Below are 26,693 nucleotides of genomic sequence, written 5' to 3' on the forward strand. Positions count from 1 at the left end.
GCCTTAGATTGAGCCTGAGACATAAAAGAGCGGCGGGCGCATGTACGACCTTCTCATCATCGGCGGCGGCGTCAACGGCTGCGCCATCGCGCGCGACGCGGCGGGGCGGGGGCTTTCTGTACGACTGGTCGAGCAGAACGATCTCGCGAGCGGCACGTCATCCGCCTCGACCAAACTGATACACGGCGGCCTGCGATATCTGGAACTCTACGAGTTCCGACTCGTGCACGAAGCGCTTGCCGAGCGCGAACTTTTGCTGGCCGCCGCGCCGCATGTCATTTGGCCGCTCAAGTTCGTTCTGCCGTACGAGAAGGGCCTGCGTCCCGTGTGGATGCTGCGGGTCGGCCTGTTTCTTTACGATCATCTCGCGCGGCGCAAGCGGCTCGAGGGCTCGCACATGGTGTCGCTCAAAGGCAACGAACTCGGCGCGCCGCTGCGCGACGCTTATTCTGTTGGCTTCACTTACGCCGACTGCTGGGTCGACGACTCCCGCCTCGTCGTGCTCAATGCGCTCGACGCCAAGGAACGCGGCGCAACGATCAGCGTGGGCGAGCGGCTGATCGACGCCAGGCGAGAGAATGGACATTGGACCGGGACCCTCGACAACGGCGTGAGAGTGGAAGCGCGCGTCCTAGTCAACGCCGCCGGACCGTGGGTGTCGCAGGTGATCGACGCCGCCCTGCATCTGCGCTCGCGCAAGCATGTGCGGCTCGTTAAAGGCTCGCATCTCGTTACGCGAAGACTCTACGAGGGCGATCACGCCTATATTCTGCAAAATCCCGACGGGCGGATTGTTTTCGCAATTCCCTATGAGCAGGACTTCACGCTCGTCGGCACGACGGACGTCGCCCTTGACGGGGCGCCCGGGCAGGTCGACATCAGCGCGTCGGAAACCGATTACCTCATCGCCGCCATCAATCACTTTCTGCGCCGGCCGCTGAATCGCGACGACATCGTCTGGAGCTATTCGGGGCTTCGGCCGCTTTACGACGACGGCGCGCTCAACGCCTCGGTCGTGACGCGCGACTACGCCTTCGATCTCGACGCTCCCGAGGGCGCGCCGCCGGCGCTGTCGATTTTCGGCGGCAAGATCACGACGTCGCGACGCCTCGCCGAACATGCGCTCGACGATCTTGCGGCCTTTCTGCCGCCGCATGGCGGAGCGTGGACGGAACGCGGCGTCTTTCCCGGCGGCGACGTGGCCTTCGACGAGTTCCTCGCGCATTTGTCGGCTGAGAAGCCGTTTCTCGGACATGCGCTCGCCTGGCGCCTCGCGCGCGCCTATGGGACGCGCGCAGAGCGTTTCCTCAAACATGCGCGGTCGATGGAGGATCTCGGCCGAGATTTCGGCTGCGGCCTTACCGAAGCCGAAGTGCGTTACCTCGTCGAAAACGAATGGGCGCGCAAGGCCGAGGACGTGTTATGGCGGCGCTCGAAGCTCGGCTTACATTTGGGCGAGGGCCAGCAGGCGGCGTTGCGGACGTTCATGGCCGCGTAATTCGAGCGCGCGCTCTTCCCAACGTTAACCTTTCAACATTCCAGCCGCAGTCGTCACGGAAGCGCCGCCTTCCGTCACGCTGCGCGCCAGTCCCGGGGCGGCGACGGCGACGTTCTTGGCGAAAAAATGCGAAAGCGCTTCGTACCGCTCGGCGTTGGGGTCGTTCTCGCCGCGGGCGCGTTTCGCCCCTTTCTCCAGAAGCGTCGCGCCGCGGGCGAGCGCGAAAAGTCGGAGATAGGGCGTCGCGCCGGCCAGTCCTTCCGCAGGCGACGCTTTCATCGCCTGCGCCATGTAGTCGCTTGCCTGCGCGAAGGACTCCACAGCTTCGGCGACATTGGCGTAATCGCTCTCCCGCGCAAGGGCGCGCATGTCCTCGATCTCCCGACGCAGGGCGGCGCCGCCCGACATGGCGAGTTTTCGGCCGACGAGGTCGATCGCCTGAATGCCGTTGGTGCCTTCGTAGATCGCGCAAATGCGGGCGTCGCGCATGAGCTGGGCGACGCCCGTCTCTTCGATATAGCCCATGCCGCCGAAGACCTGTACGGCAAGCGACGTCGCTTCGTCGCCGATGTCGGTGGAAAACGCCTTGGCGACGGGGGTCAGCAGACTCGCGCGCTCGTCGGCTTCCTTGGCGCGCGCGGGGTCGTCGTCGCGATGGGCGCGGTCCTGCGCGGCCGCAGTCTCGAAACAGATCGCACGTGCGGCCGCCGTCAGGCTCGCCATTGTCAGGAGCATGCGCGCGACGTCGGGGTGATCGACGATGGCGCTCGTCTCCCTCGCGCCCGGCGCGCGACCCTGCCGGCGCTCGCGGGCGTAAGCGAGGGCCGCCTGACTCGCGCGCTCCGCCAGGGCGACGCCCTGCAGACCGACCGACAGGCGGGCGTTGTTCATCATCGTGAACATGCAGGCGAGGCCATTGTGCTCCTCGCCGATAAGGAAGCCGGTCGCGTCCTCATAGAGCATGGTGCAGGTCGGCGAGCCATGAATCCCGAGTTTGTGCTCGACGCCGGCGCACTGCAGCGCGTTGCGTCGCGTGAAGGCGCCGCTCGCCTCGGGCAGGAATTTCGGAACCAGAAAGAGCGAAATGCCTTTCACGCCGGCGGGCGCATCGGGCAGCCGAGCCAGCACGAGGTGGATGATGTTGTCGACGAGATCGTGCTCGCCATAAGTGATGTAGATTTTCTCGCCCGTGAGGCGGTAGGAGCCGTCGCCGTTGCGCTCGGCGCGCGTGCGCAACAGCGCGAGATCGGAGCCGGCCTGCGGCTCGGTCAAATTCATCGTCCCGGTCCATTCGCCGCTGACGATCTTGCGCAGATAGGTTTCTTTCAGCGCCGCGCTGGCGTGCGCCTCGAGCGCCTCGATGGCGCCATGGCTGAGCAGCGGGCAGAGCGCGAAGGAGATGTTGGCGCCGTTCCAGATTTCCGTGCAGGCGGCGTTGAGCAGGGCGGGGAGCCCCATCCCGCCATAGTCCGGCGCCGCGGCGATGGCGTTCCAGCCGCCCTCCCGCCATTGCGCATAGGCCTCGCGCCAGCCGGGCGCTGTCGTGACGACTCCGTCCGAAAAGCGTGCGCCGATCCGGTCGCCGGCGCGGTCGAGCGGCAGTAATTGTCCCTCGGCGAATTTGGCCGCCTCGGCAAGCGTCTGTTCGGCGACGCCGCCGGAAATGTCGGCGTAGAGCCCGTCCGCTTGCAGCGCCTCCCGGCCGGCGGCGAGGCGCAGGGAAAAGATGAGGTCCTGAAGCGGCGCGCGGTAAGTCATTCCTGCCTCTCGAAGCGAATCATGCGGTGAATTTAGGGCGCCGGCGCCCTGCGCGCGCCTGCGGCGGCGCCCCGGCTTTTTCGGACGGCGTCGGCGCGGTAAAGTGCGAGACTTCGTCAACGCTTCGAGGCCGCTTGCATGCCGCTCTACGCTTTTCGTTGTCAGGACTGCGCTCATGAATTCGAAACGCTGGCGCGTTTCGAGGAGACCCCGGCGTGCCCCGCCTGCGGCGCGGCCCATGTCGAGCGCCAGCTGTCGCTGATCGCCAAGCCCGCCGCTGGCGGCGACGCCGGACCCGGTGAGAGCTGCGCCGCCATGAGCGGGGGCGCGCCCTGTCCGAGCTGTCCGGCGCTCGCCGGTTGACGGACGCGGAGAGCCTGCTCGGCGCGCGCCGCATCCTCGTTCCCGCCAATGGGCTGACCTTCGAGGTCTTCGAGGCGGGGGAGGGGGAGCGGCTGGCGCTGCTGCTGCACGGCTTTCCCGAAACAGCCGTGATGTGGCGCCATCTCGTCGCGCCGCTCGTCGCCAAGGGTTACCGGGTCTGGGCCGTCAATCAGCGTGGCTATGGCGCCACCACCCGGCCGCGCAGTCGCGACGACTATGCACTGGCCGCGCTCACGGGCGACGTCGCGGCGCTGATCGACGCCTCTGGGGCGCCGTCGGTTACGCTCATCGGCCACGACTGGGGCGGCATGGTCGCCTGGGTCGTGGCGATCCGCAAGCTGCGGCCGCTAGACCGGCTCGTCGTCATCAATATTCCGCATCCGCTCTGTTTCCGGGCCGCGCTGCGGGGCTTTCGGCAGAAGCTGAAATCCGCCTACGCCGCTTTCTTCCAGATTCCCGTTCTGCCCGACTGGCTGCTCTCCGCCGGACAGGGATATCTGACGGGGCTTCTCGTCCGCGTCGCGGCCCGCCGCGCCGAGGCGATTCCGCCGAAAGTGCTCGCGCTTTACCGCGATAACGCCGCCGCCCCCGGCGGCGCGACCGCCATGCTCAACTGGTATCGCGCGGCCGGGCGGGAACTCTTCGCGGCCGCCGACCTCGCCGCGCCGATCGACGTTCCAGTCCTTGTCGTCTGGGGAACCGACGACGCCGCCTTGGCGTTAGTTTGCCTGGAGGGGACCGACCGCTACGCCCGTCAGCTTCGGATCGAGCTTCTCCCAGGCGTGAGCCATTTCTCGCCCGAGGACGCGCCGGAGAAGCTCGTTGCGTTGATGGAGAATTTCCTTTAATGCGCGCTTTCCCGTCAATAATCGGGTTTGGGCCGATATCGACGGTTGACTTGCCGCACTTTCGTGAGAATCTCCCGTACTTCGGACTCGGGTCCGAAAAGAGCTTTCCGCGCCTGAAACGGCGCTATTTTTTGATCACGGCCGAGCGTTTCGGCCACTCGAAGGAGAACGATCCATTCGCAGGCCAATGAAGAGCATCGCGGCGCCGCAGAAGGAAGGGCCCCGCACCAACCGCGAGATTCGCGCGCGAGAAGTGCAGCTGATTGATTCCGAAGGCAAGAATCACGGCGTCGTTCAATTGCTGGACGCGCTGAGCTTGGCGGAGCAGGCGGGCCTCGACCTCGTCGAGATCGCGCCGAACTCCACGCCCCCCGTCTGCAAGATCCTCGATTACGGACGCTTCCGCTTCGCCGAGCAGAAGAAGGCCGCCGAGGCGCGCAAGAAGCAGAAGGTGGTCGAGGTCAAGGAAATCAAGCTGCGTCCCGGCATTGACGAGCATGATTACGACGTCAAGATGAAGGCGGTGCGCCGGTTCTTCGAGGAGGGAGACAAGGTCAAGGTGACGTTGCGCTTCCGCGGCCGCGAGATCGCCCACCAGGACATTGGCTATCGTCTGCTCACGCGCGTGAAGGCGGAGACGGCGACCCTCGCCAAGGTCGAGCTCGAGCCCTCCATGGAAGGGCGGCAGATGGTGATGGTTCTGGCGCCGAGATGATAATAGCGCTCGCCGGCGCGCCGGCGGGTTTGAAGGGGGCTGTTTGAGAATGTCGATTGCGCCGTCCTGGACTGTCATTGCTCGGGCGGCGGGGGCAGCCGTCTTTTTATGCGCCTCTGCGCCGACGGCTCCCGCACAGATGGCGCTCCCCGGAGCTGTGGAGCCGACGCCCGAAGGCACGGTGACCTCGCCGGGACGACCCAAGAAAAAACTGAGCAGCGGCGAGATGGGGTCGGCGCGCGGCCCCGTCGTCATGCCCAAGGCGCCCTCTGAGGACACCATCCTCGGCAAGACGCTGAAGCTCGACGGCAATGGCAGCTCCATCGAAGTCGCCCGCAACGGCTCCGATTTGCAAGCGATAAAACTTACGCTCGTCGGCGACCGACTCACGCGCTCGGGCGAAGCCTGCCGCGTCGATGTCACCGGCATGCCGCTGAAACTGACGCCGCGCGACAGCGGCGCCGGGCTGCGTCGTTACCAGATCGCCTCCCTGGCGGCCTGTCCCTTCACCTTCGACGTTCTCGACGGCGCCATCCTCGTGACCAATGAGGGCAAGGCCTGCGAGATCAAGGAGGCCGACTGCCGCGCCGATCCCAGCGGTCTCTGGGGCATGCCCGAAAACGAGTTCGATCCGAAGAAGGCCGAGGAAATGCTCGGCGCCCGCGCCAGCGTCGAGAAAACGGTGCGCTCCGATTTCCGCGCGCTCTACGACCGCAACAGCAAGGACAAGCCGGTCCGCAGCTTCGTGGTGAAGGAGCAGGCGGGCTTTTCGTCCTGGCGCGAGGAAGTCTGCCGCTCCTACGCGAGGGAATCCGATTTCGGCTATTGCGCCTTGCGCCTGACCGAAGCCCGCGTCATCGCGCTCGGCGCGCAGCTCGCGGGCGGCGTGAAGCTGCCCGAGGGTTATGCGGAGACGGTCGCCGCCGAGGAGACCGCTGCAAAGGCGAAGAAAAAGTAACGCGCGTCGTCGCAAGGGATGCTTCGAGACGCCGCCTCCGGCGGCTCCTCAGCATGAGGGGCGCGAGGGTCTTTGCATCATAGACCCTGGCCTCATCCTGGGACCGAGCGAAGCTCGCGTCTCGAAGGACAATTGCCGCTTCGGCAGTTTGTATGCTCGCCTCAGCCGCCCTTGCGCATCAGCATCCCGCGCGCCGGATCATAGGCGATGATCGCGCCGACCATGAACAGGCTCGTATAAGCCAACACGACGGCAAGCGAAGTCCACTCGACCTGTTGATAGAAGGCGAAGCGGATGAGCTCCACGGCGTGGGTGAAGGGATTCGCCAGACAGACATAATAGAGCCACGGGCTCGATTCTTTCACGCGCCAGAGCGGGTAAAGCGCGGAGGAGGCGAAGAACATCGGGAAGATGACGAAGTTCATCACCCCCGCGAAATTCTCCAACTGCTTGATCAGCGACGACAGCAGCATCCCGAGCGCGCCAAGCATGAGCCCGGCGAGGGCGAGCGCCGGCAGCACGGTGAGATAGCCCCATTTCGTCGGCGGCTCGATCTCCCAGAAGTAAGCAACGAGGAGAAACGCATAGACCTGCAGGATCGACACCGCGACGCCCGCCATCAATTTCGCGCCGAGCAGGAACCAGCGCGGAAAGGGCGACACGAGCAAAGTGCGCATATTGCCCATCTCGCGGTCGTAGACCATGGAGAGCGACGACTGCATGCCGTTGAAGAGCTGGATCATCGCCATGAGGCCGGGCGCAATATAGACCTCATAAAGAACATAGGTCTCATAGGGCGGGATGATCGAGACGCCGAGCACCTGCCGAAAGCCGGCCGCGAAGATGAAGAGCCAGACGAGCGGCCGCACCAGCGCCGAGACGAAACGCTCGCGCTGATGCAGGAAGCGCAAGCCCTCGCGCCAGACGACGCCCATGAGACAGATGAGATATTGGCGGGGCGTAAAGCCGCCCTCGCTCGGCGTGTTCATCCCTAACCCTCTGAGCGGGCGTCGACGCCCGTGATCCTTGCGAAGGCGGCGCCGATCGTGTCGGCGCCGCTTTGCGCGACAATGTCGGCAGCGCGCCCCGTCGCGAGCACCTTGCCCTGATGCAGAATGACGACCGGATCATCCTCCGCGATTTCGTCGATAAGATGCGTCGTCCACAAAACGCCGAGCCCCTCGTCGCGCACGAGGCCGCGCACATGGGCGAGGAGATCGGCGCGGGCCTTGATGTCGAGGCCGACGGTGGGTTCGTCCAGCAGCAACAGACGCGGCTTGTGCAACAAGGCGCGGGCGATTTCGACGCGGCGCATCTGACCGCCGGAGAGCGCGCGCGCCTTGTCGTTGGCGCGCTCGGCGAGCCCCGCGCGTGCGAGCGCCTCGAGCCCGAGACGGCGCGCCTCGAGCGGACCGATCCCATGCAGCGCCGCGTGATAAATCAAATTCTGCATGAGGCTCAATTCGAGATCGAGCGTGCGCGCCTGAAAAACTACGCCGAGCCGCCGCAGCGCCGCCCCCGGCGCGCGCATGACGTCGGCGCCCAGAATCTCGATCTCGCCGCTTCGCGCCGCATAGAGCCGGGTGACCAGCGAAAACAGCGTGCTCTTGCCCGCGCCGTTCAATCCGAGCAGCACGGTGAAACTGCCGGGCGCGACGATGAAGGAGACGTCGTCGAGCGCCTTGCGCGTCCCGTAGGAATGGCTGACGTTCTTGATGTTGAGGGCGGGGACGCTCATGACCGCGCCGCTCTCATTGCGGCGCCACCACGACGCCCCAGGGAAAGGAGCCGACAGGGATCGACTTCAAGACCTTGAGACTGGCGAGGTCGATCACCGAGACGTCGTTGGAGACGCCATTGGCCGTGATGAGATATTTCTCGTCCGGCGTGAAGGCCAGATGCCAGACGCGCTGACCCACGAGAAGATATTTTTCGATTTTCTTCGTCTCGGCGTCGATCACTGCGACGCGGTTGGCGGGGCCCAGCGCCACGAAGGCGCGCTTGCCGTCCTTGGTGATGGAAATGCCGATGGGCTGGATCGCCTCTTTCGACATGCCGGGAATTTCGAAGCTGATCTTCTGCTTCAACTCACGCTTGACGGGATCGATGACGGCGACCGTCCCGCCCACCTCGGAGGACACCCAAAGCTCGGAGCCGTCCTTTTTGAATTCGGCGAAGCGCGGGCGTCCGTCGACGAGGATATTGGCGACGATCTGCTTCGTCTGCGTATCGATGAGATGCGCCATATTTGTCGTTTCGGAAGTATTCACGAGCAGCTTGCCGTCCGGGCTCACCGCCATCCCTTCGGGCTCGACGCCGACCGGAATGTCGCCGATCTGCTCCTTGCGCTTCACGTCGATCAACGTGACGAGATTGTCGTTTTCATTCGAGACGTAAATCGTGTCGCCGCCGGGGCTGAGCGCGAGCAACTCCGGATCGGGACCGGACGGCAGCTTGCCCGTAAGCTTCAAGGTCTTGGTGTCGAGCACCTGAATGGCGTCGTCGTCTCCGGCGCAGATGTAAAGCTCGGAGCCGTCCTTGTTGAGGGCGATTCCGCGCGGACGCCGCCCCACTTTCACCGTCGCCGTGGCTTGCAGCTTGTCGGTGTCGATGACGGTGATGGAGTTGCCCTTCTCGTTGCTGACATAGGCCGTGTAGGCGTTCGCCGGCGGCAGGGGGGCGCAAATGAGCGCCGCGGCGCAGGGCAGGCACAGGGAAAGGGTCTTCTTCATTTCAACCTGCATTTCGTTTCGGGCTGATCAAAGCCCAGCGTGTCGAGTTCGCTCACCTGATGCAGGAAGCCTTCCTGCGGGGAGACGGAGACGGTCATGCGGCCGTCGGAGAGAAGGATCGGCTGACGTAACTGCTGGTTCCACGCGCGCAGCGTCTGCCGCACGCCCTTGAACGCCGCGATCGAGAACTCGGGGCCGATCATGAAGGCGCGCAGCTTTTCGGGATCGTCGGAATTGGTGCGCGTCGCCGCTTCGCCGACCATGCGCATGGCGAGCCAGGCGTTGTTGTCGCGCGCATTCATCAGGCGGCGGAACGTCGCCATGAAACGGTTCTGCAATTGATGCGCGCCCCATTGCTCATGAGCCGGGTCCCAGTTCGTGGGATAGAGGCCGGCCGAACCCGCGACGGGACGCGGATCCCATGTGCGATAGGGAAGATAGCCGGCGAACACGTCGCTCTCGTCGACGGCGAGCAGCGCGTCATAAGCGGCCGCGTTCTGAGTGAGCGCCGGCATCTGACGCTGCGTCTGCACCGAGCCGGAGTCGCTGCGCCTCCCGCCGCCGGTATCTTCATAGACGCGTTCTTCGACGATCTTTGCGCCGAATTTTTTCGCCGCGCGGCGATAGGCCTGCGCCAGCAACTCGTCTTCCGGATGCGATCCCTTGATGAGCAGCCATTTGCGCCACTGCTTCCAGACGAGATATTGCGCAAGTCCGTCGGCGAGCATGGCGCGCGACGGCGCCACATGGATCACATTGGCGCGGCAGTCCTCTTCGCGCAGCCGCTCGTCCGGCGCCGACACGTTGAACAGCAGCGCGCCTTTCGCCTTGGCGCGTTCGCTCGCCGCAAGCAGGCGATCGGCCGAGAGGTCGGCGATGATGAAACGCGCGCCTTTGTCGACGAGCGCATCGACCGCGCCGCCAACGTCGGCCTCCGCATCGAGCTTCTCGTCGATCGCCTGGTACGATTGATCGGTGAATTTGCCGGTGGTGTTATTGTCCGCCGCGCCGAGAAGGGCGCCGGCGAGCGTGTCGTCGGCGGCGGGAATGTCGAGAATGGAGAGCGTCTCGCGGGAATGCTCCTGTCGCAGAACGCCGACTTTGAGGGCGAGCGTCTCCGCCGTGGCGGGCGCGGCGGCAAGCAGCAGAAAGAAAGCGGCGGCGAGGCTTTTCATGCCTCCTAAATGGCCGCTTTGGCGCGCGGGATCAAGTCACGTCTCCCGCGCGCTGGCGCGAGGATCAGCGGGTGACGCGCAGCACCGCCTTGCCCTGCTTGGAAGCGAACTCCTTATCGTCGAGCGTTCCGTCGTTATCCGGATCGGCGCCCTTGAAGAGCGAGGAGACAGCCGAGAGGAATTCATCCTTGGTGAGCGTCCCGTCCTTGTCCGGATCGGCGGAGGCGAAGGCCTCCTTGCTCAGGCGGCCCTGGAGCTCCTTCTTGTCCAGCGTGCCGTCATTGTCCTTCTCGAGCTTGCCGAACAGCGCTTCCGCCGCCTTGTTCAGCTCGTTCAAATCGACGGTCGAGTCATTGTCCGTATCGAGCGTCGCGACAGGCGAAGCCTTGGGCGCCTTTTTTGCGAGCGCAGGCGAGAGCGGCGCCGCCAGCACCGCGGAAAGCGCGACTGCGCCGGCGAGAAGCAATTTGTTCACTCTCATTGTCAGCTCCGTATTCGGGAAGAACGCCCAAGATATATTGGAGCTGCGCGCGCTTCGCCAGTAGCGCGCCGTGCGACAAAAAAAGGCGGCCCCGAGAGGCCGCCCAGTCAGTCGAGGTCAGTAGGTGAACGTGATGCCGCCGTATATGCCCGTCGGCGGGCCGAGCGAGACCATCCGCGGATTGGTGTAGGTCAGGAAGGCGATGTCGTTCGTGTCGAACCACGTGCCGAAGGTCCGAGCCCGGGTGTTGGTGACATTCTCGAACAGACCGTAGACCTGCAGGTTCGGCGTGATCTGGTAAGAGGTCCGCAAATTGAGGAAGGTGTAGGACGGGAGCCTGGCGCCAATGTTGATCTCGTCGCCGCGGATGTAGGAGCCTGCCGTATATTGCACGTCCGCGCCTACTCTCCACTGAGGGGTAACCGCGTAGTCGGCGCCGGCCTTGAAGCGGTGGGGCGCGACGGACGACAGATTAGCCCCCGGCGTCACCATGATCGAGCCGTTGCCGTAAAGCTGCGCCAGCGGATTATCCGGGGCCCCGAGCACGATGTTCGACCGGAAGGTCGCGATCGTCATCGTATAGTTCATATAGGCGGAGAGGCGTTCGTCGCCGTAGCGAAGCGCAACCTCGACGCCTTCGCGGCGGGTCGCGCCGGCGTTGGTGAAATAGCCGCGGCCGTTGATGGAGCTCGGCACCGCCAGAATGTCGTTGAAGTTGTTCGTGCGGTAGACGCCGGCGCTCCATGTCAGCAGACCGGGGAAATAGTCGCCGCCATAGGGCAGAACCTTCGGGACCTCGACCGTGCCCCGCATGCCGAGTTCCGTCGTGTTCGATTCGACCTGCTTGAGCGGCGGATCGGCGACGAGGAAGGTGTCGATGAGGCAAGGACGCGCTGGATCGGCGCAACCGAGCTCCAGCGGCGTCGGCGCGCGATTGGCTTCCGAATAGCTGCCATAGGCGAAGGTGTTCGGCAGCACCTCATAGGTCGCGCCAGCGATGGGATTGATGCGGGTATAAACATCCGCGCCGTTGAGCGCCGTGCCGCGCAGGTCGTAAAGGCTGACGCCCGCGCGGTTGAAGCGCGCGCCCGCGGTGATTTTCAGCCGGTCGGTGACGTCGAGCGTATCGAGCGCATAGACGCCGAGATAGGAGTTGCCCGCGGTGACGTTGACGGGGGCGACGCCGCTCCCGGGCTCATCGACATAATAGTTGAAGCCGTTCACATAGAGATTGGCCGGTATGACGCCGAGCTCCTGGCTGGCGGCAAAATATGACCAGCCTTGATCCAGACTCGCGCCAAACGTGATCTTGTTGTGGAAGCCGAAAAAGACGTCCTCATTCGTCGCCTGCACCGTGCCGCCGATCGTGCGCGACCTTGTCCACGTGCGGTCGACCGCGCCGAGCTGAACCTGCCCGTTGAAGAAATTGGGAATCGAGGTCGGATTCCCGAGATCGTTTTCGCAGAAGGGTTCTGGATCCTCCCCTTCCTCCGGCGGCTCACATTCGAATTCGGTCGTATTGCCGTCGACGCGGGCCTGATCGAAGGCGCGGTAATGGACGTCGCCAAAAAGCTTCCACGTCGGACTCGCCTGAACGTTGCCGTTGAGGTCGAACATCGACAGCGTGTTCTTTTGCGACTGCGGCGTCGTGTAGACAGCCCAGGAATTGCGCGTCACGTCCTCCACCGGCGCGGGACCGGTGCCGTTGATCTTGTTGCCCGCGAGCGTCATGTTGGCGTGAATTTCGCCGCTGTCGCCGCGATAGCCGATGTCGCCGTAGAGCCGCTTGATATGCGCGCCCGAAAAGTAGCGGTAGCCGTTGTCGCCCAAGGCCTCCATGGCGAGATAGCCGGCGTAGGGGCCGGCCTGCACGCCATATTGGGCGTAGCCCTGCCGGCGGCCGCGGCTACCGCCGCGCCCGTCGATTTCGAATCCCTGGTAGGTGAAGCCATTCTTCATATCGAGCACCACAGCGCCGCCGATGGCGTTGAGGCCGAAGAGCGGGTTGCCGGTGACGACAGTGGAGCGATCGATCGCGATATTGGGAATCATATCCCAATAGACGTTGTCGCCCCAGGCCTCGTTGATACGGATGCCGTTCTGATAGACGGCGAGGCCCTGCGGCGTGCCGGCGATGGGCGAGGCCACGAAGCCGCGGAAATCCACTTCCGGCTGAAGCGGATTGCCGGCGACGTCATTGACGCTGACGCCCGGCGCCTGACGAAACAGATTGTTGACAACTTCGAAGCCGCGCGTGTTCTGCAGCTCTTTCGAAGACAGCGTGTAGGTCGCCGCCGGGACAGCGTATTGGACGACGACGGGCGAGACGGGGGCGACTTCAGCGCTTGGCGCCGGCGTCGGCGTCGCCCGCGCCGCGGCGGGGCGGCTCGGGCCCTGGGCTGTGGAAGGTTTCGCGGGGCGCGGCGTCGTGGAGCGGAGCGGCGCGCCGCCGACTTCGATGGTCGGGAGCGTTTGCTGCGCCAGCGCCGTCGACGACAAGAGCACGGCGCTGAGAGCGGTCAAAGATCTGAGTCGAGCCATTTGCCGGGTCAACGTTAAGGAAATCGGATACTCGGCTTATAGCGCCAATCCCCGCACCCGTATCGCGGCCAGCTGGCCCAAGCGGCAATATTCCCGCGCTGTGGCGCCCTCGCTACACTTCTGAAATATAACGCTTTTCGCGGGATTGAGTCCTGTGCTGGTCGGGAAAATTTCCCGACCCGTCCGGCCCTGAAAAGGCCGGGGCCGCTCCGGCAGGCGACTCCAGTTTGAGAGAGGCGGAGAGCCTGACGCCGCCAGCGGGCAGGTTGGCCAGCGTCAACGTCCCGCCGAGCGCCGCGACGCGTTCGCTCATGCCTCTCAGGCCCAGGCCGCCGCCGCCCGGCGTGGCGGGCAATCCGGCGCCGTCGTCGAGGACGTCGACCGTTAAGCGCCCGCCGTCGCGCGTCACGCTGAGGCCGACGCGGTTCGCGTCCGAATGTCTGAAGGCGTTGGTCAAGCCTTCCTGAGCCACGCGATAGGCGGTGAGCGCCGTCGTTTCGTCGATCGGCCCGCGCGCGCCCTCCAACGCGAGGTCAATCGTCACGTCGGCCCGCGTCTCGCGCCAGCCGCGCGCCAGCGCCTCCAGCGCGTCGGCGAGACCCATTTCAGAGAGCGCCGCGGGACGCAGCCGGCCGAGGATGCGGCGGTTGACCTGCTGGAGTGCGGCGATCTGCGCGTCGATCTTCGCGCAATCTTCGGCCAGAAGCGCCGGATCGGCCCCGGCCGCGCCGACTTTGCGCGCCAGCGCGCCCACGCCGGCGCGAATGGTGAAAAGGAAGGGGCCGATCTCGTCGTGAAGGTCGCGCGCGATATCGCGCCGCTCCTCGTCCTGCACATGAATCATGCGGCGCACCAGCCGCCGGTTTTCATCGTCGAGCCGGTTCAGCGTGGCGGCGAGGGCGTTGATCCGCTCAGCGATGGCGATGAACTCGGGCGCGCCGTCGGCGCCCGCGCGCACGTCATAGTCTCCTTGCTCCAGCCGCCGCAGGGCGTCGGAAAGCGCGCCGATCGGGCTGAGCGTGCGCGAGACGACATAGGAGACGAGCGCGAAGGCCAAACCGGCGACGCCCGCCGCGCCGATGGCGAGCCAGACGATCTCCTCCCAAATTTCCGCAATCTCGTCGGCGGGATTGGCCGCGATTTCGAGGGCGCCGAGCGGCGTCGCGATGCGTGTGGCGGGCGGCGCGCGAAAGACCAGCGCGCTGAACCAGTCCGGCGCGGGATTTTTCGCCGGTCCCGCCGCCTCGGACCCGCCTTCGACGCTGACGCGCACGTGGCGCAACCTGCGCGCGTCGGCGAGTAAGTCGGCGAGTTCGGCCCTGGGGTCCTTCGCGGCGCCGAGGCGGGGCAGGGTGGCCTCGACGAGATCGCGCGCGAGCCGGGTCGCGCCGTCAGCCTCGGCGTTGACGCGCGCCCCGGCATGGAGGATCAGCAGGCCGACGCCGAAAGCGAGGCCCGCGAGGAGGACGCCCCCGAGCAGGAGCGAGAGCCGGGCGCGCAACGACAGACAGTGAACCATGGCCGCTTTCCTTCCAGAGGCCGGGACTTTACGAAGGGCGCGCCTTTGGTCAATCTCGCTCTCGAGGAGCACGATGCGCGTTCTGATTGTCGACGATCATCCCATCATTGTCGCCGGCTGCGCCGCCATGCTGGCGGGCGAAGGCGACATTGACGTTGTCGACGCGCGCGACGCGGAGACGGGCCTCGCCGCCTTTGTCGCGCACAGGCCCGACGTCACGGTCGTCGACATCGCCATGCCAGGCGTCTCGGGGCTGGAACTGACGCGCCGGATTTTGCAGGAGGACCCCTCGGCCCGCATCGTCGTCTTCAGCATGAACGACGACCCGATCTTCGCCGCGCGCGCCATCGAGGCCGGCGCCAAAGGCTACGTCACCAAGAACGACGACCCGTATCTGCTGCTGAAGGCCGTGCGCGAAGTTGCGGCCGGCGGCGTGTTTTTGATGCCGAAGATCGCCAATCAGCTCGCCTTCGAGAAAGGCGGCGGCGCCGGCCCGCTCGGGTCGCTCACGGCGCGTGAGCTCGAGATCTTGCGCATGCTCGGATCTGGCCTCGGCATGGCTGAAATCGCCGAGGCGACGCAGGTGTCCTACAAGACCATCGCCAACAGCTGCTCGATCATGAAGCGCAAGCTCGGCGCCCGCACGCCGATGGAGCTGATGAAAATCGCGCTGGAGCAGAAGCTCGCGTAAGGCCTGTCCATGCGGCCATGCGCGGTCACGCCGGGACGATGGTCTCGCGCTCGGTCAGCAGATAATCGAGCCGTTGGTCATGCGGCTCAGTCGGGACGTGGTCGGTCTCCTGGCAGGAATAGGCGACGCCAATCGCCGTGACCTGTTTCCTCGATCTCAGTTCGGAGAGGGTCGCGTCGTAAATGCCGCCGCCATAGCCGAGGCGAAAGCCCCGCCGGTCGAAGGCGGCGAGCGGCGAGAAGAGGATGTCGGGATCGCGCGCGATCTTGTCCTCGGAAGGCTCGGACAGGCCAAAGGGCCCCTTCACCAGATCGTCGCCGGGCGTGAAGTCGCGAAACACCAGCGGATGCCTCACTTTGTGCATGACCGGCAGGACGACGCCATAGCCCCTTGCGGCGAGCGCGTCGATCAGCGGGCGCGTGTTGAGCTCGCTGCGGATCGGCCAATAAACCGAGATGACCGGCGTGGCCACGCCGGCCTTGGCGGCGATCTTCGTGACCAGCGCCAGCCCCCTTGCGGCGGCGGCGGCCGCGGCGGCATGGGCTTCCTGCGGGGTCACGAGGTCGCGGCGCGCCAGGGCATGCCGGCGCAGGTCGGTTTTCGGATCGGTCATCGGGAAACAGGCCGGGGAAGAGACAAGATGAAAGCGCGGGCCACGTGAGCCGTGGGACGTCGATCCCGGGAACCTACAACGTAGGTGGGCGCCGTATAGCCAAGCCCACGGGCAAGGCCAGGGACAGCTCCCTTCAGGATCGATAAGGCCCCGGGGAATAAAGTCCTGCACGCACCCCGCAGCGCCGCTCTCAACATTTAGCGCAAGGCGCGGCTCGGCGCCAGCGCGCTTCAGGCGTATTCCGGTTCGGCCGGCGTTTCCTGCGGCTGCGCCGTGACGTCGACCGGCAGGCGCTTGATGCGGATGAGCGTGAACAGGCCGAAGGGCGGAAGCAGGCGGCGCTCGACGAGCTGCATATCGGCGCGCTGGTCGACCCAGTCGCCGATGATCGACCAGGGGAATTGCGGCCGCCAGCCCAGTTTGGGGGCGACATGCCGGTCGAGCCATGTCTCCAGAATCGCCAAAGGATCGTCCTTGCGGCTGACATGGTTGACGAGAACAATCTCGCCGCCGACGCGCACCACGCGCGCCAGTTCGTCGAGCATGGCCTCGGGCTCCGGCGCGACCGTCAGCACATAGGGCGCCACGACGCAGGCGAAGGCGCCGTCGGCAAAGGCCATCCGCGTGGCGTCCATCTTGGAGAGGCCGGCGACATGACGCAGCGATTCGCGATCGACGCGCTGGGCGGCGCGGCGCAGCATCGGTTCGGAGAGGTCGACGCCATAGACCTCCGTGTGCGGTTCGAACATCGGCAGTTCGAGGCCGGTGCCGACGCCGACGTCGAGAATCGGGCCGTCGGCCTTCGAGGCGGCGGCGGCGGCGGCGCGGCGGCCGGGCTTGAGGATGGCGGTGAAGGTCAGGTCATAGATGGGCGCCCAACGCGCATAGGCCGCCTCGACGTCGCAATTGTCGAGCGTTTCGGACTCGCGGGTGTAATCTCTGGCTTCGCTCATCTGGGCGCCCCTCGCGCGGTTACGGCGCGCGGCGTCGGCGCCATGACTGAAATTGTTTGTTTTGCAGGCTCGACGGCGGAGATGAAGCCGCCGCCCAGCACGCGTGCGGCGTCATCGGCGCGGTCGTAGAAAACGCAGGCCTGGCCCGGAGAAACCCCAAATTCGCCCGCCGCGAACACGACCGTCGCCTCATTGCCCTCGCGCGCAATGAGCCGCGCGGGCACGGGCGGGCGGGTGGAGCGGACGCGGGCCATGATGTCGATCCCTTGCGGCGGCAGTTTTGAGAACGCGCCGGGGCCGATCCAGTTCACATCGCGCAGCGCCACGGCGCGCGTTTCCAGCGCCTCGCGGGGGCCGACGACGACTTGCGCTTTGGCTGCGTCGAGACGGACGACGAAAAGTGGCTGGGCGTCGCGGCCCGCGACGGCCGCGCCGAGCCCGAGCCCGCGCCGCTGGCCGATCGTGTAGTGGACCACTCCGGCGTGCCGTCCGAGCACGCGGCCGTCGACATGCACGATCTCTCCCGGCACGACGGCTTCGGGGGCGAGGCGCTGCACGACGTCCGTATATTTGCCGCTCGGGACGAAGCAGATGTCCTGACTGTCGGGCTTGTCGGCCACCTCGAGCGAAAAGCGCCGCGCCATCTCGCGCACGTCGGCTTTGGTGAAGTCGCCGAGCGGGAAACGCAGCATCTTCAACTGTTCGCGGGTGGTCGCGAACAGGAAATAGCTCTGGTCGCGGGAGGCGTCCTTGGCGCGGTAAAGGGCGCGTCCGCCCTCGCCGTCGTCGCGCGAGGAGATATAGTGGCCCGTCGCCAGAAAATGCGCCCCGAGGTCCTTGGCGGTCTCGAAGAGGTCGGCAAATTTGATGAACTGGTTGCAGGCGATGCAGGGGACCGGCGTCTCGCCGCTCGCATAGGAGGCGGCGAATTCGTCGATCACCTTCTCCTGGAACTGGCGCTCGTAATCGAGCACGAAATGCGGGATGCCGAGCCGCGCCGCCACGGCGCGGGCGTCCTGGATGTCCTGGCCGGCGCAGCAGGCGCCCCGGCGGTGCGTGGCTTCGCCATGGTCGTAAAGCTGAAGCGTGACGCCGACGACGTCATAGCCCTGTTCCTTGAGCAGGGCTGCGACCACGCTCGAATCCACCCCGCCGGACATGGCGACGACGACGCGCGTCTCTCCTGGGGACGCCGGCAAGGTCGGCAGTTCGTCCGAAACAGGGGTGCATAACGTCATTTTTGAGGAGGATACGCGTTCGAGGGATACGAGCCCCGCCGCTCCGCCCACAATGGGCTGGCGCCGGAACACTGACATTTAGAGCATTATGCGTCTGAGACGCAATCGCATCTGCGAGATGGCCCGCCGACATCCTCGCGTCATATTGTTCCCCGGACGCATGGCTGCTAAGACGCCGCGAGCTGTAGCGGGGTGTGGGGACAAGTCCATGGGTGCGATGAAACTTCTGGCGGGCAACTCGAACCGGGCGCTCGCGGAGGCGATCGCAGCGCATCTCAACGTCCCGCTTTGCCGGGCCCATGTGCGCCGCTTCGCCGACCAGGAGATATGGGTCGAGGTCCTGGAAAACGTCCGCGGGCAGGACACCTTCGTCATCCAGTCGACGTCCTTCCCGGCCAACGACCACATGATGGAGCTGCTCATCATGATCGACGCGCTGCGCCGCGCGTCGGCGCGGCGGATCACGGCGGTCATCCCCTATTTCGGCTACGCCCGGCAGGACCGCAAACAAGGGCCGCGCACGCCGATCTCGGCCAAGCTCGTCGCCAACCTCATCACCCGCGCCGGCGCCGACCGCGTGCTGACCGTGGATCTGCACGCCGGCCAGGTGCAGGGCTTCTTCGACATTCCGACGGATAATCTGTTCGCCGCGCCGGTCATGGTCGCCGACATCAAGGCGCATCGCCTCTTGAAGAACGTCATGGTTGTGTCTCCGGACGTCGGCGGCGTGGTGCGCGCCCGGGCCCTCGCCAAGCGCATCGACGCCCCGCTCGCCATTGTCGACAAGCGCCGCGAGCGCGCCGGCGAATCCGAAGTGATGAACATCATCGGCGACGTGCGCGGCCACAATTGCATCCTGGTCGACGACATCGTCGATTCCGGCGGCACGCTCTGCAATGCCGCCGAGGCGCTGCTCGCCGCGGGCGCCGAGTCGGTTCACGCCTATATCACCCACGGCGTGCTGTCCGGCGCGGCGGTCGAACGCATCGCCGCCTCCAAGCTCAAGGAGCTGGTGATCAGCGACACCATCCGCGAAACGGAGGCGGTGAAGGCGGCGCACAACATCCGCGTGATCCCGATCGGCCCGCTGATCGGCGAGGCGATCGCCCGCACCGCGCGCGAAGAGAGCGTGTCGAGCCTGTTCGACTAGCCCGCTCGGGGCGGTCTTAGCGGATGGCAAGGCCCGTCAAAGCCAACCCTTCTGCTTCATCGCCGCGACGATCTGTTTGGCGACCAGCGTGGCGCCATGCTTGTTCAGATGATTGTCGTCAATGAAGAGCGGCAGACCGCCGCGCTCGAAGATGCAGCGCCCGGCGACGAGCGAGTTGCAAAACAGCTCCGACGGCCTGACGCGCAGAAGCGACGGGTTGTCGCCGAGCAGGTCGAGCTGCTCCGTGAAGGCATGGGTGCGTTCTTCGAAGAACGCGTAGCTGACGCTGAAGGGCGCCTCTCCCGCCGCGCCGAATAATTTGTTGCGCGCGAAAGAGATGGCGACGTCCCGACCCGCCTCTGGCAAGGGATAGACCAAGACGACGTTTCTGCCCATGCGCAGCAGGTCGTCGACGCTTTCTCGGAAGATCGCTCCGACAGAAGCAATTCTGCCGGAGTCCTTATAAAACTCCGCGCCCTTTGAACTCGGCAAAGCGAGAAAATATTTCTTCGCTCCCTCCGTTACCCCGCCTTCGCCATTGTCGTATCCGAAGCCCTCGAAATAGACGGGCCAGCGCGCGACGAGGACGATGTCTTTGAATTCGGTGTGCGCCTTCAGATAGTCGAAGACGGCCCTGTTATATTCCGGGCAAAGTTGGCGTTCGATTTCCGCGAAATGAACGCCGAGAATTGGCGGGCACCCTGAGAAACTGAATTGCTGGAGCGACGCGTGCGCTTCACCGAGCTGCTCGGCAAGATCATTGGCCAGGGCGGCGGCGTGACTATCGCCCCATATAGCCACTTTTCTCGCCTCCTGCGCATGATAGACGCAAGATTTTTCCGGCGGCACGAAACTGAGGACGTCGCCGAAACATTCGCTGACCCGGGGCACGCGATAGTCGACTTCCGTCGCCAGCGCCGCCATTTCGGGGGAATATCTGTTGGGCAGGCCGCCGCTCGCGCCGACGATGACGGCGAAGCCGAGGAGGGCCACCGCGGCGAAGCCGGCGTTTGCGAATATAGCGCGTCGCGAGAAACGGCGCGAATTCCTGAACGGCGTCTCGACGTATCGCCATGTCAAGACGGCAAGCGCCGTGATCAGGCCAAATAACAGCAGCGTCGTTGCGGTTGTCGGGGTCGATTGCAGGCGCAGCCTGGCGAAAGCGAGCACCGGCTGGTGCCAGAGATACAGGCTGTAACTGATGAGGCCGACGCCGACAAAGAGGGGTTGTGACAAGAGCCGTGCGCCAGCCGTTCCCTCGACGGCGTAGATGAGCATGAGACAGGCCCCGACGACAGGCGCAAGCGCATACAATGAGGGGAAAGGCGTTGTCTTATCGAAGAGGAAAATCGACGCGAGAATGAGGCTGAGGCCCAAAATCGACAGGCCGTTGTCGAGCGCGGCCCGACGCTTGACCACAACGAAAGAGGCGAGCGAACCCGCCGCAAGCTCCCATGCGCGCGTCGGCGCGAGATAGAAGTTAAAGAAGGGGTCCAGCCGCGACATGTGCTGGCAATAGGCCAGGCTTAGAAAGAAGCACAGGCCGATAACCGAGATGACGGCGGCGCGCCCATATTTCCACGCCGCCAACAGCGCCAAAGGAAACAGGATATAAAATTGCTCCTCGATTGCGAGGCTCCATGTGTGGAGAAGCGGCTTGAGTTCGGACGCCGTGTCGAAATAGCCGCTCTGGCTCCAGAAAAAGAAATTCGAAACGAAAAGCGTTGTGGCGGCGGCGCTCTTGGCGAGTTCGTCGAACTCGCGCGGAAGCATCCACCGCCATCCGACGGCGATGCAGGCCAGCATGACCACGAAGAGCGCCGGCAAAATGCGCCTGGCTCGGCGCTCGTAAAAGCGGGCGAACGAAAACGCGCCGTCCGTCATTTCGCCGACAATGATGGAGGTAATGAGATAACCCGAGATTACGAAAAAAACGTCGACCCCGACAAAGCCGCCTCGAAACAGAGAAAAGCCGGCGTGAAAAAGGATAACTGGCACGACGGCGATGGCGCGAAGACCGTCAATCTCGGCTCGATACTTCATTAAGACTTGCGTGGCTCCGTGACTGCCAGCTTACTGCCAGGGCTAAGCTAAGGCGTTGCTCGATGAGAGATATCCAGCCTAACGAGCGCTTTCGTCAACAGCAGGGGCGCGGGGCTTGCCGCGGCGTTGGGCGGATGCAAAAAGAAGCCGTGCTGTTATCGATCTCCGCCCGCGAACCCGTTCCCGCCCGGTTCAACCTCGCCCGCTACTGCCTGGCCGAGAACGCCAGGGTGCGGCCGGACGCCGTCGCTCTCACGGTGGTCGGCGACGCCGGCGCGCAGCGCTGGACCCATGCGGCGCTCGATCTCAAAGTGCGCCGCCTCGCCGCGGGTCTGACGTCGCTCGGATTTGAACCCGGCGCGCGGGTGATGATCCGCATGGGCAATGAAGCCAACGCTGCGCTCCTCTATTTCGCCGCCATTGCCGCGGGGTTCGTCCCCTTGCTGGCTTCCTCCCAGCTCACTTTCGAGGAGGCGGATTTCCTGCTGAAGGATTGCGGCGCGGCCGTGCTGGCGCTGGGCGTCGCCTTCGAGGAGGAGGCGCATGGCGGCGGCTTTGTCGTGCTGCGCGGCGCCGATATCGAGCGTCTCGCCGACCACGCGCCGCTCGACGAATACGCCGACACCGCGGCCGACGATCCCGCCTATCTCGTCTACACTTCCGGCACGACCAGCCGGCCCAAGGGCGTGCTGCACGCCCATCGCGCCGCCTGGGGACGCCGGCCCATGCGCGCGCATTGGACGGGCCTTGGTCCCGGCGACGTGATGCTGCATGCGGGGGCGATCAACTGGACCTATACGCTGGGCGTGGGCATCGTCGATCCGCTCTCCGCCGGCGGTTCGGCCGTGCTTTATAACGGCCATCCCGACCCCGCCGTCTGGCCCCGACTCATCGCCGAGCGCCGCGCCACCGTCTTCGCCGCCGTGCCGGGCGTTTATCGGCAGATCCTGAAATACGCCGCGCCGGAGGAGGCCGATCTCTCCAGCCTGCGCCACGGGCTTTCCGCCGGCGCCGCGCTCGCGCCGAGCCTGCTCGCCGAATGGCGCGCGCGCACCGGCAAGGAGATTTATGAAGCGTTCGGCATGAGCGAATGCTCGACCTTCATCTCCAGCGGCCCGACGACGCCGGTTCATCCGGGCTCGCCGGGGCGTCCGCAGCCGGGCAGGGTGGTCGCCGCGCTGCCGCCGGAGGGCGGCGAGACGCCGCTGGCGCCGGGCGAGACCGGCGTGCTCGCCGTGCGCCGCGACGAGCCGGGGCTGATGCTCGGCTATTGGAGCCGGCCGGAGGAGGAGCGCGAGGCGTTTCGCGGCGACTGGTTCGTCTCGGGCGATCTCGTGGCCTTCGACGCCGAGGGCTACATGCATCACCACGGCCGCGCCGACGAGGTGATGAACGCCGGCGGCTATCGCGTCTCGCCCGCGGAAGTCGAAAAATGCCTGCTGACCTTCGACCAGGTGGCGGAAGCCGCCGCCGCCGAGCGACCGGGCCGCGACGCCGATGCGACCATTATCAAGGCCTATGTCGTCATGCGCGACGGGGCCGCCCATGACGAGGCGGCGCTCCTCGCCCACTGCCAAGCGCATCTCGCCGCCTACAAGCGCCCCCGCGCCGTGGTCTTTCTCGACGCTTTGCCCCGCAACGCCAACGGCAAGCTCGATCGCCGCGCCTTGCCGTAAGGCGGCGTCTCGACGCGCGGCAAGCGTCAGCGCCCGAATCTGACCCGAAAATGAACGGCGCAGACAGGCCCCGTTCAGGCGCGTTGCTCCAGGATCGCGTCATGAGGTCGAACCCCCGGCGGCCTCTCGCGAGTGGAGCTCCCCATGGGCCGACAGTTTCGTGTGATCTCCGCCGCTGCTCTCGCGGCCGTTCTTGGCGCCGGCGTCCTCCCCGCCGCCGCCGCTGACTGGGACGATGGTTATCGAGACTGGGGCCCCGAGCGTCGCTGGGACGACGAAGATGGGGGACGCCGCGGCTGGGGCGACCGTCGCGGCTGGGACAATGGCGGCGACGCCGCCGCCGCCGCGCTGGGCGGATTCGCGCTCGGCGCGACGGCCGGCGCCATGGCGCAGCCCCCATATGGCGGCTGTTACATTGTTCAGCGCCCTGTCGTCGACGCGTGGGGCGACGTCATGGATTACCGCAGCGTCGAAGTCTGCGAGTAGCGTATCCCGTTCGCGTTTGTCAGCGTTTCCGCCGCCTCCCTCCCCGCCCCCTCGCATGGCGGCGGACGACGAGCCTCCCGGAGCGATCCGGGAGGCTTTTTTCTCAAGGAATGGGCTTGAAGGCGAGGGCGGACTTGCCGCCCTCCTTGGCGTCCCGGCGCCACACGCCGGCGTCGTCCTTCTCGAAATGCGCCTTGTGGCCCTTGCGGGCGGTCAGCGCCAGGCGGCCGTGATCCATGGCCCAGCGCACCGGGTCGAAGACGACGATGCCATTGTCGCGGCAGGCCGGCGCGAGTTGCGCCTTGCCCCCGCCGAACAGCGTCAGCATGCAGCCGGTGTCCTTGTCCTCGCGCAGCACTGAATAGCGCCCCGCGCCGTCGCCGGCGGCCACAGCGCCCGCCGCTGGCAGGAAAAGAAAGAGCGCCGCCAGCAGGCCGAGACGCTGCAGCTTTCTCGGGCCGGAAATCTTCGTCGACATCGACTTCATGCTCCAAGAACAAGGAGGGAATCGCGATCAAGTCTCCTCTTTTAGCACAGGAGCGGCCAGGGCCGATTCGCCAAAAGGCCCTTTACTGGGGGGGGGGCGCTGCGCGGGCGCGGTAATGTGTAGCAGTGCGCAAGCGGCGCCCGTGCGGTAAGCTCGGGGAGCATCAGCACAAGGAGAACCGAGCGTCATGGACCCGGCCGCTCTCGCTCTCGCCGAACGTTCCGCGCCGCGCTACACGAGCTATCCGACCGCGCCGCATTTCTCCAAGGAGATCGGCGACGCCGAGATGCGCGACTGGCTCGCCGCGCTCGATCCGCACGCGTCGCTCTCGCTCTATTTCCACGTGCCCTTCTGCCGGGAAATCTGCGCCTATTGCGGCTGCCACACCAAGGCGGTGCGGCAGGAGGCGCCGCTCACGGCGTATAAGGAAACGCTGCTGCGGGAAATCGAAATGACCGCGCAGGCGACGCGCGCGCGGTCGGTCGCGAGCATCCATTGGGGCGGGGGGACGCCGAGCATTCTCGGCCCGGCGCGCTTCGGCGAAATCATCTCGCGGCTGCGCGACCTGTTCGACTTCTCGCCCGAGATTGAGCACGCCATCGAGCTCGACCCACGCCTGCTCGACGCGCCCATGGCCGAGGCCCTGGCGCGGGCGGGGATCACCCGCGCCTCTTTCGGCGTGCAGGATCTGAACGAACACGTTCAGGAGGCGGCCGGCCGCGTGCAGCCGTTCGAGATCGTCGCGCGGGCGGTGGCGCTGCTGCGCGGCGTGGGCGTTACCGCGATCAACCTCGATCTGATGTACGGGTTGCCCGAGCAGAGCGTGGAGGATGTGGCGCGCACGGCGGCGATGGCGGCGTCGCTCGAGCCGCAGCGGCTCGCCGTGTTCGGCTACGCCCATGTGCCCTGGTTCAAGGCCAATCAGAAGCTCATCGACGCCGTGGCGCTCCCCGGCGCGGCCGAGCGTCTCGCTCAGGCCGCGGCCGTGCGCCGCACGCTGGAGCACGCGGGCTTCGAGGCGATCGGGCTCGACCATTTCGCGCGGCCGGACGATCCGCTCGCGGTCGCTTCGCGGGAAGGGCGCATGCGCCGCAACTTTCAGGGCTATACGATCGACGCGGCGACGGCGCTGCTGCCTTTCGGCGTCTCCTCCATCGGCCGCCTGCCGCAGGGCTTCGTCGGCAACGCCACCGATCTCGCCGGCTGGCGACGCGCAGTGGAGGCGGATCGCTTCCCCATTACCCGCGGCCTCGCCTTTTCGGTCGAGGACCTGGCGCGCGGCGAGATCATCGAGCGGCTGATGTGCGATTTCGCCGTCGACTACGGCGCCATCGCGCAGGAGCACGGCTTCGCCGCCGAATCTTTCGACGACGCGCGCATGTCGTTGCGGCGGCTCGAAAGCGACGGCGTGGTCGAGGTGATCGACCGGCGCGTCACGGTGACCGAGCGCGGCCGGCCTTTCGTGCGCCTTGCCGCCGCGGCCTTCGACGCCTATCTGGAGGCGTCAGCGGCGCGCCATTCGGCCGCGGTCTGAAGCCGCCGGGCGGGGGCGATCAGGAGAGAGCGGCATGTCGCCGACGACGGTCTATCTCGCCAAGCTCATGGGCGCCTATTCTCTGTTTGCGGCCGCCTGGCTCTATTTCCGCCGCGAGGCGGCGCTCGGGCTCATCGACCGCCTCTCCAGCGATCCCGTCTTCGAGTCGATGATCGGGACGCTGCGGTTGACCGTTGGCCTTGCGATCATCGTTGGCCATAACCGCTGGGACGGCTGGGTCGAGGCCCTGGTGTCGCTCATCGGCTGGATCGCCTTTTTCAGCGGCGTCGCGACCATGTTCCTGCCGACGGGCGCGCTGCGCCGCGCCATCGCGTGGATGCGCTTCAAGGAAAAGCTGCCGCTCTACGCGCTCGTCTCCTCGCTTCTCGGCGCGGCGCTGTTCATCGGCGGCGTCGCCGCGTGAATTTGACGGACGTTCCTCAGCTCGAGGCGGTGGGCCGCAAGCTGCTCGAGGAGGCGCAGCCGAAGGATGCGCGCCAGGCCGCGCTGAAAGAGCGTCTCGCCGCCTACGCGGCCGAAGGGTTTCTGTCCTTGAGCGACGAAGCCGGCTGGGCGGCCTGCGTGCTCGCCTTCGATTCGCTGTGTTACGGGAATTTTGGCGTTGGCGCGCTGATCGTCGACGACGAAGGCCGGGTCTTCGCTTACGGCCACAATGAAATCTGCGCCCCGCGCTTTCGCAGCGACGCTCATGCGGAAATGGTCGTCATCTCCGACTTCGAGACGCGCTGGCCAAACTGCAAAAAGACCGGCCTGTCGCTTTACACCTCTCTCGAACCTTGCCCGATGTGCTATACGCGCATCCTCATTTCAGGCCTTGCGCGCGTCTTTTGGGTCGCCGACGACGACGCTGGCGGCATGGCGCGGCGCGCGCATCTGATGCCGGACTATTGGCGCGCGATGGAAAAGCGCTGCCGCTTCGCGCGCGCCGAGACGCGGGCGCCGCTGCCGGGACTGGCGGTGGATATTTTGAACTATAATCTGGATGCGCTTGGGGGGACGGTCGCGTTGCGGCCGATCGGGGGCGACTGACGAGACAGCCGGCGTAAGTGTTGGGTTGAATCTCGCGCTGTCGCGAGCGATTTGCGTCGCCCGGATGAAAAGATTTGCGTTTCTATTTGCGATATTCGTCGCGCCCGGGTTGAATCTGAGAGCTCGACGACGCGAGAACGCCCCGAGCGCGTAGGTGGCGCGG

At 65.8% G+C, this 26,693-nt stretch carries 25 protein-coding genes and 1 other RNA gene; 12 read left to right on the forward strand and 14 right to left on the reverse strand.

What is annotated here, in order from left to right; genetic code table 11:
* The first annotated feature begins 40 nt into the window (after nucleotides 1-40).
* Nucleotides 41-1,498 (forward strand): glycerol-3-phosphate dehydrogenase, encoded by a 1,458-nt coding sequence (gene glpD, locus ACETII_RS16050; RefSeq protein ID WP_472786158.1) that lies wholly within the window; start codon nucleotides 41-43, stop codon nucleotides 1,496-1,498.
* A 24-nt stretch (nucleotides 1,499-1,522) separates the two neighbouring features.
* Here glpD and ACETII_RS16055 read toward each other — a convergent pair whose 3' ends face one another.
* Nucleotides 1,523-3,256 (reverse strand): acyl-CoA dehydrogenase, encoded by a 1,734-nt coding sequence (locus tag ACETII_RS16055; RefSeq protein ID WP_472786159.1) that lies wholly within the window; start codon nucleotides 3,254-3,256, stop codon nucleotides 1,523-1,525.
* 138 nt (nucleotides 3,257-3,394) lie between these two features.
* On the opposite strand from ACETII_RS16055, the gene ACETII_RS16060 reads away from it, so the two are divergent.
* The 4 genes from ACETII_RS16060 (at nucleotide 3,395) to ACETII_RS16075 (ending at nucleotide 6,161) form a co-directional block, all read left to right on the forward strand.
* On the forward strand, nucleotides 3,395-3,619 hold the full coding sequence (locus ACETII_RS16060) for an FmdB family zinc ribbon protein (protein WP_472786160.1): 225 nt from the start codon (nucleotides 3,395-3,397) through the stop codon (nucleotides 3,617-3,619).
* Nucleotides 3,616-4,488 carry an alpha/beta fold hydrolase gene (locus ACETII_RS16065; protein ID WP_472786161.1) on the forward strand — a complete coding sequence of 291 codons (873 nt, stop codon included), beginning with the start codon at nucleotides 3,616-3,618 and terminating at the stop codon, nucleotides 4,486-4,488. Before ACETII_RS16060 ends, ACETII_RS16065 begins: the two co-directional genes overlap by 4 nt.
* A 187-nt stretch (nucleotides 4,489-4,675) precedes the next feature.
* Entirely contained in the window at nucleotides 4,676-5,203 is a 528-nt protein-coding gene (infC, locus tag ACETII_RS16070; RefSeq protein WP_363347666.1) for a translation initiation factor IF-3, read from the forward strand.
* Between the two features lie 139 nt (nucleotides 5,204-5,342).
* Nucleotides 5,343-6,161 (forward strand): hypothetical protein, encoded by an 819-nt coding sequence (locus ACETII_RS16075; protein WP_363347668.1) that lies wholly within the window; start codon nucleotides 5,343-5,345, stop codon nucleotides 6,159-6,161.
* Between the two features lie 161 nt (nucleotides 6,162-6,322).
* Here ACETII_RS16075 and ACETII_RS16080 read toward each other — a convergent pair whose 3' ends face one another.
* From ACETII_RS16080 to ACETII_RS16110, 7 genes are all read right to left on the reverse strand, one after another.
* Nucleotides 6,323-7,150, reverse strand: coding sequence for an ABC transporter permease (locus ACETII_RS16080; protein ID WP_472786162.1), 828 nt, complete (start codon nucleotides 7,148-7,150; stop codon nucleotides 6,323-6,325).
* A 2-nt stretch (nucleotides 7,151-7,152) separates the two neighbouring features.
* A complete protein-coding gene (locus tag ACETII_RS16085) occupies nucleotides 7,153-7,899 on the reverse strand; it encodes an ABC transporter ATP-binding protein (protein WP_472786163.1) in 747 nt (248 codons plus the stop codon).
* Nucleotides 7,900-7,912: 13 nt separating this feature from the next.
* Nucleotides 7,913-8,893 (reverse strand): YVTN family beta-propeller repeat protein, encoded by a 981-nt coding sequence (locus ACETII_RS16090; RefSeq protein ID WP_472786164.1) that lies wholly within the window; start codon nucleotides 8,891-8,893, stop codon nucleotides 7,913-7,915.
* Entirely contained in the window at nucleotides 8,890-10,068 is a 1,179-nt protein-coding gene (locus ACETII_RS16095; RefSeq protein ID WP_472786165.1) for an ABC transporter substrate-binding protein, read from the reverse strand. Before ACETII_RS16095 ends, ACETII_RS16090 begins: the two co-directional genes overlap by 4 nt.
* A gap of 64 nt (nucleotides 10,069-10,132) precedes the next feature.
* On the reverse strand, nucleotides 10,133-10,549 hold the full coding sequence (locus tag ACETII_RS16100) for an EF-hand domain-containing protein (protein ID WP_405044811.1): 417 nt from the start codon (nucleotides 10,547-10,549) through the stop codon (nucleotides 10,133-10,135).
* 117 nt (nucleotides 10,550-10,666) lie between these two features.
* Nucleotides 10,667-13,072 carry a TonB-dependent receptor gene (locus ACETII_RS16105; RefSeq protein WP_363347678.1) on the reverse strand — a complete coding sequence of 802 codons (2,406 nt, stop codon included), beginning with the start codon at nucleotides 13,070-13,072 and terminating at the stop codon, nucleotides 10,667-10,669.
* 130 nt (nucleotides 13,073-13,202) lie between these two features.
* A complete protein-coding gene (locus ACETII_RS16110) occupies nucleotides 13,203-14,609 on the reverse strand; it encodes a histidine kinase (protein ID WP_472786166.1) in 1,407 nt (468 codons plus the stop codon).
* Nucleotides 14,610-14,682: 73 nt separating this feature from the next.
* Between ACETII_RS16110 and ACETII_RS16115 the strand changes: the two genes are divergently transcribed.
* Nucleotides 14,683-15,300: a response regulator transcription factor gene (locus ACETII_RS16115; RefSeq protein WP_472786167.1), complete on the forward strand. Its 618-nt coding sequence runs from the start codon at nucleotides 14,683-14,685 to the stop codon at nucleotides 15,298-15,300.
* Between the two features lie 25 nt (nucleotides 15,301-15,325).
* On the opposite strand, the gene ACETII_RS16120 is transcribed toward ACETII_RS16115, so the two are convergent.
* The 4 genes from ACETII_RS16120 to mnmA all read right to left on the reverse strand — a co-directional run bounded on the left by ACETII_RS16120 (nucleotide 15,326) and on the right by mnmA (nucleotide 18,104).
* Nucleotides 15,326-15,913: a 5-formyltetrahydrofolate cyclo-ligase gene (locus tag ACETII_RS16120; protein WP_363347684.1), complete on the reverse strand. Its 588-nt coding sequence runs from the start codon at nucleotides 15,911-15,913 to the stop codon at nucleotides 15,326-15,328.
* Nucleotides 15,914-15,947: 34 nt separating this feature from the next.
* A non-coding RNA gene (ssrS, locus tag ACETII_RS16125) (6S RNA) lies at nucleotides 15,948-16,101 on the reverse strand.
* A gap of 42 nt (nucleotides 16,102-16,143) precedes the next feature.
* Nucleotides 16,144-16,866, reverse strand: coding sequence for a class I SAM-dependent methyltransferase (locus ACETII_RS16130; RefSeq protein ID WP_363347686.1), 723 nt, complete (start codon nucleotides 16,864-16,866; stop codon nucleotides 16,144-16,146).
* Complete coding sequence (gene mnmA / locus ACETII_RS16135; RefSeq protein ID WP_363347688.1) at nucleotides 16,863-18,104, reverse strand: tRNA 2-thiouridine(34) synthase MnmA; 1,242 nt, start codon at nucleotides 18,102-18,104, stop codon at nucleotides 16,863-16,865. Before mnmA ends, ACETII_RS16130 begins: the two co-directional genes overlap by 4 nt.
* Before the next feature lie 208 nt (nucleotides 18,105-18,312).
* Here mnmA and ACETII_RS16140 point away from each other — a divergent pair, with 208 nt between their 5' ends.
* Complete coding sequence (locus tag ACETII_RS16140; RefSeq protein ID WP_363347690.1) at nucleotides 18,313-19,254, forward strand: ribose-phosphate pyrophosphokinase; 942 nt, start codon at nucleotides 18,313-18,315, stop codon at nucleotides 19,252-19,254.
* A 36-nt stretch (nucleotides 19,255-19,290) separates the two neighbouring features.
* Here ACETII_RS16140 and ACETII_RS16145 read toward each other — a convergent pair whose 3' ends face one another.
* The gene (locus ACETII_RS16145; RefSeq protein WP_472786168.1) at nucleotides 19,291-21,297 is read right to left on the reverse strand and encodes an acyltransferase family protein; all 2,007 of its coding nucleotides are present in this window, start codon (nucleotides 21,295-21,297) and stop codon (nucleotides 19,291-19,293) included.
* Between the two features lie 134 nt (nucleotides 21,298-21,431).
* Between ACETII_RS16145 and ACETII_RS16150 the strand changes: the two genes are divergently transcribed.
* Both ACETII_RS16150 and ACETII_RS16155 read left to right on the forward strand, forming a co-directional pair.
* Nucleotides 21,432-22,973, forward strand: a complete 1,542-nt coding sequence (locus ACETII_RS16150) for an acyl-CoA synthetase (protein ID WP_472786169.1) — start codon at nucleotides 21,432-21,434, stop codon at nucleotides 22,971-22,973.
* 144 nt (nucleotides 22,974-23,117) lie between these two features.
* A complete protein-coding gene (locus ACETII_RS16155) occupies nucleotides 23,118-23,459 on the forward strand; it encodes a hypothetical protein (RefSeq protein WP_363347696.1) in 342 nt (113 codons plus the stop codon).
* 103 nt (nucleotides 23,460-23,562) lie between these two features.
* Here the strand turns inward: ACETII_RS16155 and ACETII_RS16160 are convergent, their stop codons facing one another.
* Nucleotides 23,563-23,937 carry an AprI/Inh family metalloprotease inhibitor gene (locus ACETII_RS16160; RefSeq protein WP_363347698.1) on the reverse strand — a complete coding sequence of 125 codons (375 nt, stop codon included), beginning with the start codon at nucleotides 23,935-23,937 and terminating at the stop codon, nucleotides 23,563-23,565.
* 196 nt (nucleotides 23,938-24,133) lie between these two features.
* Between ACETII_RS16160 and hemN the strand changes: the two genes are divergently transcribed.
* The 3 genes from hemN to ACETII_RS16175 are packed head-to-tail and all read left to right on the forward strand — an operon-like array spanning nucleotide 24,134 to nucleotide 26,530.
* A complete protein-coding gene (gene hemN / locus ACETII_RS16165; protein ID WP_472786170.1) occupies nucleotides 24,134-25,480 on the forward strand; it encodes an oxygen-independent coproporphyrinogen III oxidase in 1,347 nt (448 codons plus the stop codon).
* A gap of 34 nt (nucleotides 25,481-25,514) precedes the next feature.
* Nucleotides 25,515-25,904: a hypothetical protein gene (locus ACETII_RS16170; protein WP_363347702.1), complete on the forward strand. Its 390-nt coding sequence runs from the start codon at nucleotides 25,515-25,517 to the stop codon at nucleotides 25,902-25,904.
* Nucleotides 25,901-26,530 (forward strand): nucleoside deaminase, encoded by a 630-nt coding sequence (locus tag ACETII_RS16175; RefSeq protein ID WP_472786171.1) that lies wholly within the window; start codon nucleotides 25,901-25,903, stop codon nucleotides 26,528-26,530. The genes ACETII_RS16170 and ACETII_RS16175 overlap by 4 nt, the downstream gene beginning before the upstream one ends.
* The last annotated feature ends 163 nt before the right edge of the window (nucleotides 26,531-26,693 follow it).

The sequence above is a fragment of the Methylocystis sp. NC52PC genome, from assembly GCF_055698645.1.

Excerpts from the sequence above, each read along its gene's own strand:
- mnmA (WP_363347688.1), bottom strand. The coding sequence starts at position 18,104 with ATGACGTTATGCACCCCTGTTTCGGACGAACTGCCGACCTTGCCGGCG.
- ACETII_RS16060 (WP_472786160.1), top strand. The coding sequence starts at position 3,395 with ATGCCGCTCTACGCTTTTCGTTGTCAGGACTGCGCTCATGAATTCGAA.
- ACETII_RS16140 (WP_363347690.1), top strand. The coding sequence starts at position 18,313 with ATGGGTGCGATGAAACTTCTGGCGGGCAACTCGAACCGGGCGCTCGCG.
- ACETII_RS16150 (WP_472786169.1), top strand. The coding sequence starts at position 21,432 with ATGCAAAAAGAAGCCGTGCTGTTATCGATCTCCGCCCGCGAACCCGTT.
- ACETII_RS16120 (WP_363347684.1), bottom strand. The coding sequence starts at position 15,913 with ATGACCGATCCGAAAACCGACCTGCGCCGGCATGCCCTGGCGCGCCGC.
- ACETII_RS16170 (WP_363347702.1), top strand. The coding sequence starts at position 25,515 with ATGTCGCCGACGACGGTCTATCTCGCCAAGCTCATGGGCGCCTATTCT.
- ACETII_RS16090 (WP_472786164.1), bottom strand. The coding sequence starts at position 8,893 with ATGAAGAAGACCCTTTCCCTGTGCCTGCCCTGCGCCGCGGCGCTCATT.
- ACETII_RS16075 (WP_363347668.1), top strand. The coding sequence starts at position 5,343 with ATGGCGCTCCCCGGAGCTGTGGAGCCGACGCCCGAAGGCACGGTGACC.
- ACETII_RS16145 (WP_472786168.1), bottom strand. The coding sequence starts at position 21,297 with ATGAAGTATCGAGCCGAGATTGACGGTCTTCGCGCCATCGCCGTCGTG.
- hemN (WP_472786170.1), top strand. The coding sequence starts at position 24,134 with ATGGACCCGGCCGCTCTCGCTCTCGCCGAACGTTCCGCGCCGCGCTAC.
- ACETII_RS16130 (WP_363347686.1), bottom strand. The coding sequence starts at position 16,866 with ATGAGCGAAGCCAGAGATTACACCCGCGAGTCCGAAACGCTCGACAAT.
- ACETII_RS16095 (WP_472786165.1), bottom strand. The coding sequence starts at position 10,068 with ATGAAAAGCCTCGCCGCCGCTTTCTTTCTGCTGCTTGCCGCCGCGCCC.
- ACETII_RS16110 (WP_472786166.1), bottom strand. The coding sequence starts at position 14,609 with ATGGTTCACTGTCTGTCGTTGCGCGCCCGGCTCTCGCTCCTGCTCGGG.
- ACETII_RS16115 (WP_472786167.1), top strand. The coding sequence starts at position 14,683 with ATGCGCGTTCTGATTGTCGACGATCATCCCATCATTGTCGCCGGCTGC.
- infC (WP_363347666.1), top strand. The coding sequence starts at position 4,676 with ATGAAGAGCATCGCGGCGCCGCAGAAGGAAGGGCCCCGCACCAACCGC.
- ACETII_RS16055 (WP_472786159.1), bottom strand. The coding sequence starts at position 3,256 with ATGACTTACCGCGCGCCGCTTCAGGACCTCATCTTTTCCCTGCGCCTC.
- ACETII_RS16085 (WP_472786163.1), bottom strand. The coding sequence starts at position 7,899 with ATGAGCGTCCCCGCCCTCAACATCAAGAACGTCAGCCATTCCTACGGG.
- ACETII_RS16080 (WP_472786162.1), bottom strand. The coding sequence starts at position 7,150 with ATGAACACGCCGAGCGAGGGCGGCTTTACGCCCCGCCAATATCTCATC.
- ACETII_RS16155 (WP_363347696.1), top strand. The coding sequence starts at position 23,118 with ATGGGCCGACAGTTTCGTGTGATCTCCGCCGCTGCTCTCGCGGCCGTT.
- ACETII_RS16100 (WP_405044811.1), bottom strand. The coding sequence starts at position 10,549 with ATGAGAGTGAACAAATTGCTTCTCGCCGGCGCAGTCGCGCTTTCCGCG.
- glpD (WP_472786158.1), top strand. The coding sequence starts at position 41 with ATGTACGACCTTCTCATCATCGGCGGCGGCGTCAACGGCTGCGCCATC.
- ACETII_RS16160 (WP_363347698.1), bottom strand. The coding sequence starts at position 23,937 with ATGTCGACGAAGATTTCCGGCCCGAGAAAGCTGCAGCGTCTCGGCCTG.